The sequence below is a fragment of the Allorhizobium sp. nf9_anc genome, from assembly GCF_056323085.1.
Genome location: NZ_CM150481.1, coordinates 4,414,901 through 4,428,438 on the forward strand (window position 1 = coordinate 4,414,901; position 13,538 = coordinate 4,428,438).

The 13,538-nt window shown below is 61.1% G+C and carries 13 protein-coding genes; 8 read left to right on the top strand and 5 right to left on the bottom strand.

Translation table 11 applies throughout. The features are described from left to right. Nucleotides 1-2 precede the first annotated feature (2 nt). The 4 genes from AC02Y0_RS21455 to AC02Y0_RS21470 are packed head-to-tail and all read left to right on the top strand — an operon-like array spanning nucleotide 3 to nucleotide 3,322. Nucleotides 3-878 (top strand): branched-chain amino acid ABC transporter permease, encoded by an 876-nt coding sequence (locus tag AC02Y0_RS21455; protein WP_476381152.1) that lies wholly within the window; start codon nucleotides 3-5, stop codon nucleotides 876-878. Between the two features lie 4 nt (nucleotides 879-882). Then, a complete protein-coding gene (locus AC02Y0_RS21460; protein WP_476381154.1) occupies nucleotides 883-1,905 on the top strand; it encodes a branched-chain amino acid ABC transporter permease in 1,023 nt (340 codons plus the stop codon). Next, complete coding sequence (locus AC02Y0_RS21465) at nucleotides 1,902-2,615, top strand: ABC transporter ATP-binding protein (protein ID WP_476381156.1); 714 nt, start codon at nucleotides 1,902-1,904, stop codon at nucleotides 2,613-2,615. The genes AC02Y0_RS21460 and AC02Y0_RS21465 overlap by 4 nt, the downstream gene beginning before the upstream one ends. Next, entirely contained in the window at nucleotides 2,615-3,322 is a 708-nt protein-coding gene (locus AC02Y0_RS21470) for an ABC transporter ATP-binding protein (RefSeq protein WP_476381158.1), read from the top strand. Before AC02Y0_RS21465 ends, AC02Y0_RS21470 begins: the two co-directional genes overlap by 1 nt. Before the next feature lie 41 nt (nucleotides 3,323-3,363). Here the strand turns inward: AC02Y0_RS21470 and AC02Y0_RS21475 are convergent, their stop codons facing one another. Beyond that, on the bottom strand, nucleotides 3,364-4,239 hold the full coding sequence (locus AC02Y0_RS21475; protein WP_476381160.1) for a helix-turn-helix domain-containing protein: 876 nt from the start codon (nucleotides 4,237-4,239) through the stop codon (nucleotides 3,364-3,366). A 94-nt stretch (nucleotides 4,240-4,333) separates the two neighbouring features. On the opposite strand from AC02Y0_RS21475, the gene AC02Y0_RS21480 reads away from it, so the two are divergent. After that, nucleotides 4,334-5,896, top strand: a complete 1,563-nt coding sequence (locus AC02Y0_RS21480; protein WP_476381161.1) for a 4-hydroxyphenylacetate 3-hydroxylase N-terminal domain-containing protein — start codon at nucleotides 4,334-4,336, stop codon at nucleotides 5,894-5,896. 9 nt (nucleotides 5,897-5,905) lie between these two features. Beyond that, on the top strand, nucleotides 5,906-6,418 hold the full coding sequence (locus AC02Y0_RS21485) for a flavin reductase (protein ID WP_476381162.1): 513 nt from the start codon (nucleotides 5,906-5,908) through the stop codon (nucleotides 6,416-6,418). 274 nt (nucleotides 6,419-6,692) lie between these two features. Here the strand turns inward: AC02Y0_RS21485 and AC02Y0_RS21490 are convergent, their stop codons facing one another. From AC02Y0_RS21490 to AC02Y0_RS21505, 4 genes are all read right to left on the bottom strand, one after another. After that, a complete protein-coding gene (locus tag AC02Y0_RS21490; protein ID WP_476381164.1) occupies nucleotides 6,693-6,962 on the bottom strand; it encodes a hypothetical protein in 270 nt (89 codons plus the stop codon). Between the two features lie 123 nt (nucleotides 6,963-7,085). Then, complete coding sequence (locus AC02Y0_RS21495; RefSeq protein WP_476381166.1) at nucleotides 7,086-8,771, bottom strand: ABC transporter permease; 1,686 nt, start codon at nucleotides 8,769-8,771, stop codon at nucleotides 7,086-7,088. 7 nt (nucleotides 8,772-8,778) lie between these two features. Beyond that, complete coding sequence (locus AC02Y0_RS21500) at nucleotides 8,779-9,756, bottom strand: ABC transporter substrate-binding protein (protein ID WP_476381168.1); 978 nt, start codon at nucleotides 9,754-9,756, stop codon at nucleotides 8,779-8,781. A 224-nt stretch (nucleotides 9,757-9,980) separates the two neighbouring features. Further along, on the bottom strand, nucleotides 9,981-11,075 hold the full coding sequence (locus AC02Y0_RS21505; protein WP_476381170.1) for an ABC transporter ATP-binding protein: 1,095 nt from the start codon (nucleotides 11,073-11,075) through the stop codon (nucleotides 9,981-9,983). A 306-nt stretch (nucleotides 11,076-11,381) separates the two neighbouring features. Between AC02Y0_RS21505 and AC02Y0_RS21510 the strand changes: the two genes are divergently transcribed. Both AC02Y0_RS21510 and AC02Y0_RS21515 read left to right on the top strand, forming a co-directional pair. Then, nucleotides 11,382-12,848 carry an alanine/glycine:cation symporter family protein gene (locus AC02Y0_RS21510; protein ID WP_476381172.1) on the top strand — a complete coding sequence of 489 codons (1,467 nt, stop codon included), beginning with the start codon at nucleotides 11,382-11,384 and terminating at the stop codon, nucleotides 12,846-12,848. A 132-nt stretch (nucleotides 12,849-12,980) separates the two neighbouring features. Continuing rightward, a complete protein-coding gene (locus AC02Y0_RS21515; RefSeq protein WP_476381174.1) occupies nucleotides 12,981-13,484 on the top strand; it encodes an MgtC/SapB family protein in 504 nt (167 codons plus the stop codon). Nucleotides 13,485-13,538 lie beyond the last annotated feature (54 nt).

A 13,538-nucleotide genomic window follows, 5' to 3' on the forward strand; every position in this document is an offset into this window, starting at 1 on the left:
TCATGCTGGGCGCCTATGGAATGTTCCTCGTCTCGGGGCTTGCCGTCGGCGCCCTCTATGCGCTGGGCGGGGTGGGTCTGGTGATCCTCAACCGCGCCACCGGCGTGCTCAACTTTGCCTATGGCGCCATTGGCGCCGTGGGTGCCATGACGGCATGGCAGGTGCTGGAATGGCATCTGCCGGAGCCACTTGCCTGGGCGGCCGCAATCGGGGTGAGCCTCGCTCTGTCCCTGGGTTTCGGCCTTCTGGTTGCTCCGCAGCTCGCCCACCGGGAGCCGGTGATCAAGGCTGTGGCAACCCTCGGCTTCGCGCTCTGTCTCCTCGGCCTGATGAACCTGGTCTGGATGGTCACCTCGCGCAAGCTCGGTCTGTTTTCGGACAGTCTCGGCCTTTCCATCATCGGGGTCCGCATCAACGGCACCCGGCTGATTGCTCTCGCTGGTGGTGTGATCGCTACCGTGGCCATGGGAATCTATCTGTCGAAAACCCGGACGGGCCTGCTGATGCGGGCGCTTGCCGACAACCGGGATGTTGCGGCTATCCTCGGAGTTCCGGTTCGCCGCGTCGAGGCCATCGCTTGGGGCATATCGGGCGTGCTGGCCGGTTTTACGGGCTTGCTGTTCGGAGGGCTCGTGCGGCTCGATCCAGCCGTCCTCACCTTTCTCGTTATCCCGGTGATCGCCACCACCATTATCGGACGACTGAAATCCATTCCGGTCACCTTCTTGGCCGGGCTTCTGATCGGAGTGACCGAAAGCATGCTGACCCTGGTGAAGCCGCTTGCTCCATTCCGCGTGGCCGCTCCCTTCGTCATCGCGACGCTTGCTTTGATGTGGCTGCAGCGCGGTCGACGACTGACATTTGCGGGAGAGGATTGAGATGATGGCAGCGAACCCTCCGGTGAATTCCACCCCTGTGCCGGTCCTCTCGCGATCCCGCCCGCTCGGTCTCGTCGTGTTTGTCGTGGCTCTCGCGTTTCTGCCGCCGCTGTTCCTGGCGTCCCTCTGGCTGAAGGTCCTGACAGGCGTTGCGATCTACACTCTCACGGCCGCCTCGATCGCCCTGCTTTACCGGCGTCTCGGGCTCGTCTCGCTCGCCCATGTCGCATTGATGGGGGCAGGCGGTTGGGTTGGGCTGAGGCTCGCCTATGGTCTCGGTACGCCCTTTGAGGTCAATATGCTGGCCGGCGGCGTGGCCGCTGCCGGGCTGGGTATGATCTTCGCCTATCCTGCACTTCGCATGCGGGGACTTTATCTGGCCCTGGTCACCCTGATGATCGCCGGCGCCTTTGCCATTATCGTCAATGTCATCCAGTTTCCCAATGGTGGCGGTGGATGGTCGGGTTTTGCCGTGAAATCGGCCGGCTACATGCCGCGTCCGGCCATCGCCTCCAGTGATGTGGGCTACTATGCTTATTGCGTCGTCGTTGCAGCGCTCGGCATGGCTCTCATCCACTGGCACGAGATCGGAAAGGCGGGGCGGGCCTGGGCACTGATCCGGCGCTCCGAGGCTGCTGCGATGTCGACTGGGGTCGATGTCCCTTTCTACAAGATCTGGGCCTTCGCCCTGTCGGGCTTCCTTGCCGGGATTTCTGGCGTGCTGCTCGCGGGTAACCTTCAGATGCTCGACGCGCGCAGCTTTCCGGCTGCAGAATCCGTGATGATCTTTGCCCTGACCATCGTCGGCGGTGCCTGGAGCCCCGTCGGCGCGCTGATCGCAGCCGCACTCTATCGCCTCGTCCCCGCCCTGCTCAACGATCTCGGCGTCAACGGCAATGCCGCCTACATCATTTTCGGTGCCGCCCTGATCCACGCGCTTGCCACCGCCCCCAGAGGTATAGCCGGCCAGATCGAGGACCTGCTGATCCGGCTGCGCAGCAAGTCGAATGCAGGGAGCACCCGATGATCGAGATCGATGCAGTCACCGTCTCCTTCGGCGGCGTGACGGCGCTGAACAGGCTGAGCGTGCAACTCGATGCACCAGTGGTCGGCATCATCGGGCCGAATGGTGCAGGCAAGACGACTTTCCTCAACGTGCTCTCCGGTTTCGTCACGCCGAACTCCGGACGGATCCGCGCCTTCGGGCAGGAACTCACGGCGCTGCAGCCCCATCAGAGAGCGCAATGGGGTCTTCGCCGTTCCTTTCAGAAGGAGCAGGCGGTCGACGAGCTTACGGTCGAAGACAACATCCGGGTGGTGCTCGATTCTCTTGCACTGTCCCGAGGGGCGATCGAGGATGCTCTGACGAGGGCCTTGGAATTCACCGGGATCAGCGCTGTCCGTCACCGCTCCGTTGCCGGCCTCAATGCCTTTGAACGGCGCATGACGGAGCTGGCGCGCTGCGTGGCCGGTTCGCCCAAACTCATCCTCCTGGACGAGCCGGGAGCCGGCTTCTCCCAGAGTGAGGTTGCAACGCTGCGCTCCGTTATCAACGGGATATCCGAAACGATCGGGGCACGCACCTTCCTGATCGACCACGATGTGGATCTGATCCAGGCCACCTGTCAACGCACGATGGTTCTCGATTTCGGCACGCTCGTCACCTATGGCGAGACGGCCTCAGTGCTGGCCGATCCGCAGGTGCGTGCAGTCTATCTCGGTATGGAGGAAACGTGATGCAGGCTCTTGAGATCGAGGGGCTGACCGTCCGTCGGGGCGTCAAGCGCGTCGTGGACGATGTGTCGATGAGCCTCAAACCGGGCACGGTCACAGCACTTCTGGGGCCGAATGGTGCCGGCAAGAGTTCGCTCGTGTTGGCCTTGGCCGGGGCGCTCCCGCTTGAGGCAGGCTTCGTCCAGATCGGAGGGCGCCGTCTCTCAGGCCTCGGGACTGAGGCGGTTCGGGCTGCCGGTGTGGCAGCCGTTCCAGAGGGGCACCGGGTGTTGTCGGGGCTTTCCGTCGACGATAACCTGCGCACGGCGGGTCACGCTCATTCCCGGAGCGAGCTCGAGCGGGCGCTTGATGAGATCTATTCGATCTTCGGTGAACTGGCGGAAAGGAAGAACCAGCGTGCCGGCTCCATGTCCGGCGGCCAGCAGCAGATGCTGGCGCTGGGGCAGGCACTAATCTGCCGGCCGAAATTCGTGCTCGCCGACGAGATGTCGCTGGGATTGGCGCCCCTGATTGTCAAACGCCTGATGGGGGTCGTCGCAAGGCTGGCCCGCGAAGGGACCGGCATTCTGCTGATCGAGCAGTTCACCGCCGTCGCCCTGTCACTGGCCGATCATGCCATCGTCATGTCGCGGGGACGGTTTGCCTATTCCGGCGAACCCCAGCGTCTGATCTCGGAGCCCGACATCCTGCACAAGGCGTATCTGGCCTGAATGTGGAGATCGGCCTGATCTTCCAGGATGTATTGTCAGCCTTATTTAGCAGGCTCGATGCGGCCCTGTCGCCAGGCAGCAGGTGAGACGCCTGTTCGCTTGCGGAAAAAGCGGGAGAAATAGGCGGGGTCATCGAAACCGATTTCGCGGGCGATGTCTTCCACCGAACGGATGGTGAACATCAACAGGCGCTTGGCCTCCAGCAGGCGCCGCTCCATCAGCATTTCCTTGACGGATTGTCCGAATGTCTCCCGCGCCGCCTTGTCGAGCAGGTGTGGTGTAGTGGCGAGCAGGGTCACGTAGCGCGCGACGGGCCAATCCTCACGGTAGTGCAGATCGATGGCACGGCGCAGGCCGGCCGCGAGCCGCGTCGACGGTGACGCTTCCATGAACGTGCTGCCGCCGCCCAGTCGAGCGATCTGGGAGAGCATGACACCGATCAGGCCCGCGAGCAGCCGGGCGCTTGTTGAGGTCGTTCCGAGGTATTCGTCGACGATCATGTCGGACAGTCGGTCGAGGCGGATCCATGAGGGATCCTCTATGTTGCCTTCGACCAGGCAAGGCGCATCGAGTTGCAGATCAACCGTCGCAGCGAGCGAGCGAAGCTGGTCGTCCGAGATCGAGATCACGACGGCATCCGAATGCTCTTCGACATCGAAGGCGTGGACAACGCTCGATGGCACGAAACTGACGGTTGGAGCCGAAAAATTCCAAGTTCGATCTTCGATCCGATAGGTGCCGCCACCTTTGAACCAATAGGTGATTTGTCCCATCTGCGGATGCTTGTGCGCCGAAACATGCCCGAAATGCACGCTTCTGCGCTCCATTACCGACTCTACGTGGAAAAAGCCGATATCCAGCGCGCGGGTCGGTTCCCCGTAAACGAAGTAGGTTGGGACGACGTGTCTGTCTGCCATGCCGGAAAAAGTACCAGCGAATTGGGGGCTTTGTCCATGGCTCTAAAGCGGTGACGGATTTAACGTTTGTCAGGATCTAATGGGAGGAACGCACATGCGTGCAGAAGATTATCGGAAAGACAAATCGCGGCCGTTTACCGGTGCCGAGTATCTCGCGAGCTTGCGAGACGGTCGCGAAGTCTACATCAATGGCGAGCGAGTGGCCGACGTCACGACCCATCCGTCAATGCGCAATTCTGCTCGCTCGGTCGCGCGCATGTATGATGCTCTGCACGATGAAAAGACCAAGGCTCGTTTGACGTCGCCGACCGACACCGGCTCTGGCGGCTACACACACAAGTTTTTCCGCGGTGCACGCTCTTCCGAAGATCTGGTGGCGCAGCAGGGCGCGATCGCCGACTGGGCGCGCATGTCCTATGGCTGGATGGGGCGCACCGCAGACTACAAGGCCGCGTTGATGAACACGCTCGGCGCCAATGCCGACTGGTATGGTCAGTTCAAGGATAACGCCCTTTCCTGGCATAAGCGCGCGCAAGAATCCGTGCTGTTCATGAACCATGCGATCGTCAACCCGCCGATCGACCGCCACAAGCCCGCAGATGCGGTGAAGGATGTCTTCGTTCACATCACCAAAGAAACGGATGCAGGCATCTATGTCTCCGGCGCGAAGGTTGTGGCGACGTCGTCGGCTCTGACCCACTACAACTTCCTTGCCCAGAGCTCGGCGACGGTGACCGAAGATCCGTCGCTGTCCGTCATGTTCATCGTTCCGATGAATGCGCCTGGCATCAAGATGTTTTGCCGCGTCTCCTATGAGCAGACCGCAAGTGCGGCCGCGCAGCCGTTCGACTACCCGCTGTCCTCGCGCTTCGACGAAAACGACGCCATCCTGGTGCTCGACAACGTTTTCGTTCCCTGGGAAGATGTACTCGTGTTGCGCGATGCGGCAAAGATCCTGTCCTTCCACCCGGCTTCCGGCTTTATGCATGGTTACTGCTTCCAGGGCTGCACGCGTCTCGCCGTCAAGATGGACTTCCTGGCGGGACTTCTCGCCAAGGCGCTTCGGGCCACCGGCGGCGATGCCTTCCGCGGCAATCAGGCGATGCTCGGCGAGGTCATCGCGATCCGCCATCAATTCTGGACCTTCTCGAATGCCATGGCGCACAACCCGATCCCGTGGGCCAATGGTGCGGTTCTGCCGAACCTCGAAGCCGCACTCTGCTATCGTACCTTCATGTCGGAGGCCTATCCAAAGGTGATCGACATCGTGCGCCGGACCGTGGCTTCCGGCCTCATCTACTTGCCGTCGTCGGCGAAGGATTTCCAGAATCCCGATATCAACCGGTACCTTGCGCAATATGTCCGCGGCTCCAACGACATGGGCCATATCGAGCGCATCAAGATCATGAAGCTCTTGTGGGATGCGACGGGCACCGAGTTTGGCGGCCGTCATGCGCTCTACGAGCTGAACTATGCCGGCGCTCCCGAAGAGGTTCGTCTGCAGGTGTTGAAGGGTGCCGAACGAGGCGGGCGTCTTAAGGAGATGGAAGCGCTCGTCGACCAGTGCATGGCCGATTACGACGAGAACGGCTGGACAGGTGATACGTGGCTGCCGCCTGAGAACGACATGCGCGCCCTGCGCGACGCGGCCGAGTAGGATCGTGCGATGACGAATTCCGTTTCCAAGACCGACTTCCGCAATGCCATGGCCAGGGTCTGCGCCCCGGTCAACGTCATCACCACAAATGGACCCGCCGGACGCGGCGGGTTCACCGCGACTGCGATGTGCTCCGTGACGGACGAGCCGCCAACGGTGCTTGTCTGCATGAATGCCAGCTCATCGCAGACTGGATTGTTCGTCGAGAACCGGCGGTTCTGCGTTAATGTGCTGACCCAGGAACACCGCGATCTCGCCGGGTTATTCGCCGGCAAGCAGAGTGACATGGAGGCACGCTACGCGGCGGCCGACTGGACAAACCTTCCCTCTGGTAACCAGGCTCTTGCAGACGCCATTGTCTCGTTCGACTGCCGCCTGATCGAAGCCCGCCTTGTCGGCACGCACAACATCTTCATCGGCGAAGTAGTTGACATAAGATGCCGTCGCGATGGACATGCGCTGCTGTACTTTGATCGGAACTACGTTCACGTCCCGACGCAGACGGGCAGCTATGGCGGTTAGTATTTGCCTGATCTAGACTGATAGGCGGCACCATCTGGTTGGGCTTCGATACTTGCAGTGCCGCCTCTCTTCTCCGCCTCGGCCAGCCGCTGCTGCTGGGAGCCTCAGGCAGCCCGAAAGTCCCGAGGGTTCATAGCTCTGGTGAATTTGATTTAAAGCACACTACATGCCGCCCCAGGTTCCGCGATTGTGCTTACCCCAGCAAAAGGCTGGATTTTGCGCTCTCGGCGCGCGCTTTATGCAAGTCTCTGTGCAATCAGGCCCCCGCAACCAATCAGAATTGCAAATTCTCCTCCTCAAAATGCTTTCTTTTAAGCTCTTCACCATCATGGTCGAGGAGCTTTTTGTGTTGGTCTTCCGTGGTAATCTCGCAAGATGTGACCTGCCCCGCGACTTCCCCCAATTTTCGAGAGAGTCTTGGGTTTTCAATCCGGCCTGATGCGGCCCGTTTTTCCATAGCCATTTTCATTGCGAACTCGCTGAGGGTGATGCGGTGATAGGGGCAGACATCAACTGTCCTCGCGCCCGCCTCCTGCTCCTTCAATATCCCGATGATCTGTTCTTACGTGAACCGTGAACGCTTCATTCGTCCGCCTCCTGGTAGTGACGGACTCTGCCAAATTCTGGAGGAAGGTCAGGGGCTCAGGTCGTGGGGTTCGTGAGACCCTCAGTCCACCCAGGGCAGTGTGCCCGATGGCAACCGTCGGCTTGCCAGTGTGGCGATGGTCGCCAAGATGAGCACCAGCACTGTTGATAAGACAGCCACAGCTGCCGCAGCGGTGGAATTGCCCTCGTACTGCAGGGCAAAGATCATGACCCCGATCGTCTCGTTGCCGGACGACCAAAGCAGGGCCGAAAGTGTCAGTTCATTCAGGGCGGTCATCACCACCAGGATCGCTCCAGCTGTCGCCGCCGGCAGCATGCCGGGCAGGAAAATCGACAGGATCCGTCGGATGAGTCCGGCGCCGGCCACACGCGCTGCCTCGTCCAGCGAGGGATCGGCCGATTGCGCGGCGGCGGCCACCGGGCGCAGCACCAGCGGCAGGAACCGCGAAAGATAGGCGATGACAAGGATCGCCATGGTTCCATAGATCGAGACGCCGACCAGCGGCAGGGGCTTCAGGAAGGCGAGGATCATGCCGAGCGCAACGACTGTGCCAGTAACCACCCAGGGCGCCTCGATGGCGATGTCGAGAAGCCGCAGAGGGATACTTCGTCTGCGCACGGACAGAAAGGCGAGGGGGACCGCGACCAGCACGCAGATCGCCGCCGTTGCGCTCGCAAGTATCAACGAATTTGCAAAGGCCCGCCTTACGGTTTGGTTGTCGATCACGGCGCGGAACTGGTTAAGGCCCACCGTGTCGGGTCCGAAGGTGACCCCGATGGCCGGCAGGAGTGCTGTCATGGTGAGCGCTGCAAGCGGCACCAAGGACACAATCAGAACGACCAGCCAGAGAAGGGTCTCGGTGACGGGTGCCGCCCGCCGGAGCACGAAAGGAGTGCCAGAGGCCAGTGGCACGGCAAAGCGGGTCGTCACCAGATTGCGCGCCAGGATGGCAAGCGCTGCCATCAAGGCCAGAAGCAGCGCCAGCGTTGCGACTTGTCCGGCGGCGGCCGGGCCAAAACCGTTGAGCCGCTGATAAATCAGCGTCGTCAGAACCGAAATACGGCCGGGAATGCCGAGCAGCGCAGGCACGCCGAAATTGCCGATCGCGGCGGTAAAGGCGATCAGGCTGCCCGCCAGAACCGAGGGCATGACGATCGGCAGCACGATCCCGCGGCCGATCCTGCCTGGAGGAATGCCGAGAATACGGGCCGCCTCAACGAGGTCGGCCGGCAGCGCCCGCAGTGCGGCGCGTACGGCGAGGAAGACCAGCGGCATGTGTTCGATGCCCATGACGAGCGCGATGCCACCGATCGAATAAAGCGGATTGGTCGAACCCGGTGCCGGAGCCAATCCCAGTGGTTTGAGGATCGGTGACTGCGCGCCGAAAAGCTCGATCCAGGCGAGCGCCATGGTCTGCGATGGCACGATGAGCGGCATGAGGATCAGAAAGGTCAGCGCTGCCCGCGTCCGAAGCTTGAGCAGACTGACGGCAAATGCCAGCAAGACGCCGAGAAACGTCGAGACGACCACCGAGAGCAGCGCGGTTTGCAGCGTGCCGGCGAGCGCGCGAAGCGTTGAACGGCTGGCAAGCGTGGACAGCATCAACCCGAGGGGCGCACCGTCTTCGCCGGGCTGGAAGGCGCTGGCAAACAGCCGGGCAAGTGGCCACAGTGTCGTCACGGCGACATAAAGAATGAGAAGGGAGACGAGCAGATGCTCGCCTCCCGATGAACCCGGCTTGCGCATGATGCAATCAGCCGCCGAAGAGTTCGGCAAACTTTTCCTTGTTCTCTGTGTCGGCCTTGAGCATGGCGCTGCTGTCGGCCGGCAAGATCTTCAGCGTGGTCAGTGCCGGATAGCCTTCCGGTTGGGCAACGCCCGGCAGGATCGGGAAATATCCTTGAGCGGTTGCCTGCTCCTGGGCGGCCTTGGAGAGCTGCCAGGCAACGAAGGTCTTGGCAGCCTCTACCGAATCCGAACCCTTGAGGACGGCGACCGGCTGGGTGATCGAGCTCACGCCTTCTTTCGGGAAGACGAAGTCGACGGGCGAACCCTTCTTCTTGGCGTTGAGCGCCATGTATTCGATGATGATGCCGTAGGCCTTCTCACCACGCGCGACGGCTTCGATGACCGTGCCATTGCCCTGGCCTGCGACCGCACCGGCTTCAGCCAGCTGTTCGTAATAGGCCCAGCCAAAATCCGGCTGCTGGGTCATCGTGCCGACATGGATGACAGCGGCGCCCGAATAGAGCGGGCTCGGCATGATCAGGCTTTTCGCCGCATCCGTTGCAAGGAGGTCGTTCCAGCTGGTCGGCGCGGTCTTTACCAGATCGGTGTTGTAGACGATGCCGGTCGTGACCACCTTCGTGCCGAAGAAGGTCTTGTCTGCGTCGATGAAGGCCGGATCAATGCCCTCGACCGGGGCCTCGGTAAAGGCGAGCAGGCGATCGTCGTTCTTAAGCTGGGTCATCGCGACCGTGTCAGCGATCAGGATCACGTCGGCCGGGCTGTTGCCGGCAGTATACTCGGCCTGCAGCTTGGCCATGACTTCGGTCGTGCCGGAGCGGAACAGCTCGACCTTGATCTCCGGATGATCGGCGTTGAAGGCCTCGATCACCTGGGTCATCTGATCCTGCGGCTGCGAGGTGTAGACGGTGATCGTGTCCTCGGCCTGTGCGGTAAAGGTGAGACCGGCAAGGACGGTGGTGGCGAGGAGTGTACGGATGAACATGGGAACCTCGTTGAAAGGGCAGGGCGCAGCGAAGGCGGTCCGACCCGGACGATGGGGGAACACCCGTCAGAGCCGACGGGCGAGGAGTTTCGCCTAGCGCAGGCAGATGACGGCAGCACAACGGTTCGATGATCTTCCCGTGACAGCGTGACGCCACATGCGCGTGCCCCCGCAGGCAGCTGCTGAAAGGGGGCCAGGCAGGTTGCGAGATGGGTCTGATGGTCTCAGACCGTCTCGGCGCGGCGGGTCACGTGGGCGCCGCCGGACGAGTGCCCGTCTCCAATCACCCAACCGCCCCGCAAGGCAAGCTCGATCGGCGTGCCGGGTGAAAGTCGCTCAGTGAGTGGGAGGCTGATAACATCACCGTCGATCTCGGTTGGCATGCAATGGCTGAGAAAGGCGCCGTTCTGGAACACCTGGCCGACGAGCTCGGTTTTCAGCTGTCCGCCCTCTGCCACACGCTGCAGATCCGAGGCATGGAAGCAGAGCCAGCCATAACCGACCGGGGCGTGTCCTGGCATATCGAGAAGCTGCTGGCCGAGCATGACCCGGGTCCGACCGCTTTCAGATTTGATCACACGGACCGGCAATGTCCTTCCCCGCCCGATGAAGCGGGCGACCATGGGCGAGGCCGGTTGGCGATAGAGCGTCTCCGGCGTGCCGACCTGCTGCAGGCGGCCCCTGTCCATGACGGCGACATGGGTTGCCACCGCCATCGCCTCGTCCTGGTCGTGGGTGACAAGGACGAAGGTGGCGCCGGTCAGGCTGTGAATGCGGCGGAACTCTGCAAGCATGGACTCGCGCAGATGGGCGTCGAGATTGGCGAGCGGCTCGTCGAGCAAGATGAGCTTCGGCCGTGTGGCGAGCGAGCGCGCTAACGCCACCCGCTGCCGCTGGCCGCCGGACAGCTCATGCGGACGCCTGTCGCCGAGGCCACGAAGGCCGACGACTTCCAGAACCTCGTCGATCCGTGCTGCGCGCTCACTTGCGCTGAGCCTCAAGATCTTGAGGCCAAATTCGATATTGCCGCGCACGCTCATTGTCGGCCACAGCGCATAGGATTGGAACACCATGCCGACTCGGCGCTTCTCCGGTGGCACAAAGGCAGTTTTGCCAGCGACCACCTGTTCATCCAAACAGATCTCGCCGTGATCAGGCACTTCAAGACCTGCGATCAGCCGCAAAAGCGTTGTCTTTCCGCAACCGGATGGTCCGAGCAGAGCGAGAAAAGCGCCATCGGGGATGTCCAGCGAGACTGTGTCGAGCGACTTAAAGTCGTCGAAGCGTTTGGAAACGGCTCTGAGGGTCAATCGGGGCAAAGTTCTGTTCTCCAGACCATGATGGTCCCGTGCCATAGGCAGGTGACGTAGAGATGACGCCATCTGCCGTAGTCAGCCCCGTGGTTACCCGCTTCCCGCCCACGAACTCTCAGGGCGAAATGGAACAATTCCGCCTGGCGATCTTTCAAGTGGACTGTGGAGCCATTTGATCCAGACAACTGCCTGCCATTGAAATCCGGACTTTGCGGAAAGTGGCAGACCAGCCTGTCGAGGATTGAAAGGCATAGTGACTGAGTTGCGGAGCGCGCCAAGCCGATCTCCGCATCTGCAAAGAGGGGGCGGCTTATGAGTTTCATCACCAGCTTTTTTGGACTGATCGAGGATTTGACCTGGGGATGGGCATTAATTCCGATCTTGGTCGTCTTTGGCGTGTTTATCACGGTGATGAGCGGTTTCGTCCAGTTCGAGTTTTTCACGAGGATGTTCCGCGTGCTGTCCTCGAAAAACCAGAGCGGAGATCCAAACGCGATCAGCGCCCGTGAGGCCCTTTTGGTTTCCGTCGGCGGGCGCGTCGGTGGCGGCAATATTGCCGGGGTGGCGGTCGCAATCACGCTCGGAGGTCCAGGCGCTGTATTCTGGATGTGGGCGATTGCACTGATTGGCATGGCGACGAGCCTCGTTGAGTCGACCCTTGCACAGCTCTACAAGCGCTCTAACGGCGATGGAACCTATCGAGGCGGGCCAGCGAGCTACATCATTCATGGTCTCGGCGCCAAACATCGGTGGCTTGCGATCATCTACGCCGTCTGCTTGATGCTGGCCTTCGCGTTCGGCTTCAACGCCTTTCAGGGCAATACGTTTGCCGGCGCCGTGAATGACAGCCTTGGCGTCGATCGGCTGTGGAGCGGTATCGGGCTTGCGATCATCACCGGCTTTATCGTCTATGGCGGCATCAGGCGGATCGCCAAGGTCGCCGACGTCATCATACCGATCATGGCCTTCATCTACATCGGTCTTGCTCTGCTCGTGATCGTCTCGAACATCACCGCATTACCTGGTGTCATCTGGTCGATCGTTGCCAACGCTTTCGGGCTGGAGGAAGCGGTCAGCGGCGGCTTCGGCGCGGCTTTGGCCCAAGGGCTTCGACGCGGTCTGTTTTCCAACGAGGCGGGGCTTGGTTCAGCGCCAAATGTCGCAGCGACTGCGGATGTTCGCCATCCTGTCAGTCAGGGCATCACCCAGTCGTTTTCGGTGTTTGTCGACACGATCATCATCTGCTCCTGCACTGCCTTCATAATCCTTCTAAGCCCAGTCTATCAGCCGGGTGTTGAAGGTATCGACGGGGTGGTTCTCACCCAGCAGTCTTTGGTCAGTCAGGTCGGTGGCTGGTCACAGTATTTTCTGACTTTCGCAATCCTGCTCTTTGCTTTCAGTTCCATCATCTACAATTACTATCTTGGTGAAACGGCCCTCAAAGTGATGACGTCACGTCCGGGCGCACTGCACGCACTGCGACTGGCTATCGTAATGGTCGTGTTCCTCGGGGCGATAGCGCCCGGCGCGACGGCGGTGTTCTTCTTCTCCGACCCGTTGATGGGCGTACTGGCGGTGGTCAACCTAATGGCGATTATCATGTTGTTCCCGGTTGCTCTGCGTATTCTCGATGATTTTCGCTTGCAGCTGCGATCAGGCATTGCGCGTCCAGTGTTTCAGCCCACAGCCTTTCCCGACCTCGATCTGGATCACTCCGCTTGGCCTCATGCGCGAAACCTCTCACTATCAAGGGATAACAGCCAAGTGGCCAAGATCTGAGGGTGCACCGCGCTCGCAGCTCCAAGGGGGCCAAAATGGGCAACAGTGCGCTCGACCGTCCCGCCTCGTCTTACGGGATGGTCTTGATCGAGCGTCAGCAGCGAGGTTTGCAGCTATGCCAGGGACAGACACATGTTAGACGAAATCTCAGCGACACTCGCCAGTGAGTTTTCCGACCTGCCGGATGCGTCCACCATTGTTCGCATCACGGTGCGGCTTGCGATTGCAGCGGTGCTCGGCGGCATTCTAGGCTATGAGCGTGAACGCAAGGGGCGAAGTGCCGGCGTCAGGACGCATATGCTTGTCGCAGTCGGTGCTGCGCTCTTTGTGATCGGTCCGCAACAGGCTGGCATGGAGATCGCCGACCTTTCACGTGTCCTGCAGGGCGTCGTTCAAGGTATCGGATTTCTCGGCGCTGGCGCGATCATGGTCCGGTCCGCGCAGCGACAGGTGGAAGGCCTGACCACTGCTGCCAACATCTGGGCGACGGCGGGGATTGGTGTCATCGCAGGACTTGGTCTGGAAGCAACGGCCGTCCTGTCGACACTCGTTGTCTTTCTCATCCTTGCGGCGGTTCCTTTCCTTTTGCCGAAGCAAGTTGAGGAAAGCCCACCGGTGGTTGGCAAGACGGACTAGCACCTAATCCGGCGTCTGCTCGAGGAAACGTGTGGCCGGCCAGGGATCAGAAAA

Excerpts from the sequence above, each read along its gene's own strand:
- AC02Y0_RS21475 (WP_476381160.1), bottom strand. The coding sequence starts at position 4,239 with ATGGCAGACAGACACGTCGTCCCAACCTACTTCGTTTACGGGGAACCG.
- AC02Y0_RS21460 (WP_476381154.1), top strand. The coding sequence starts at position 883 with ATGGCAGCGAACCCTCCGGTGAATTCCACCCCTGTGCCGGTCCTCTCG.
- AC02Y0_RS21485 (WP_476381162.1), top strand. The coding sequence starts at position 5,906 with ATGACGAATTCCGTTTCCAAGACCGACTTCCGCAATGCCATGGCCAGG.
- AC02Y0_RS21455 (WP_476381152.1), top strand. The coding sequence starts at position 3 with ATGCTGGGCGCCTATGGAATGTTCCTCGTCTCGGGGCTTGCCGTCGGC.
- AC02Y0_RS21515 (WP_476381174.1), top strand. The coding sequence starts at position 12,981 with ATGTTAGACGAAATCTCAGCGACACTCGCCAGTGAGTTTTCCGACCTG.
- AC02Y0_RS21480 (WP_476381161.1), top strand. The coding sequence starts at position 4,334 with ATGCGTGCAGAAGATTATCGGAAAGACAAATCGCGGCCGTTTACCGGT.
- AC02Y0_RS21500 (WP_476381168.1), bottom strand. The coding sequence starts at position 9,756 with ATGTTCATCCGTACACTCCTCGCCACCACCGTCCTTGCCGGTCTCACC.
- AC02Y0_RS21465 (WP_476381156.1), top strand. The coding sequence starts at position 1,902 with ATGATCGAGATCGATGCAGTCACCGTCTCCTTCGGCGGCGTGACGGCG.
- AC02Y0_RS21510 (WP_476381172.1), top strand. The coding sequence starts at position 11,382 with ATGAGTTTCATCACCAGCTTTTTTGGACTGATCGAGGATTTGACCTGG.
- AC02Y0_RS21495 (WP_476381166.1), bottom strand. The coding sequence starts at position 8,771 with ATGCGCAAGCCGGGTTCATCGGGAGGCGAGCATCTGCTCGTCTCCCTT.
- AC02Y0_RS21470 (WP_476381158.1), top strand. The coding sequence starts at position 2,615 with ATGCAGGCTCTTGAGATCGAGGGGCTGACCGTCCGTCGGGGCGTCAAG.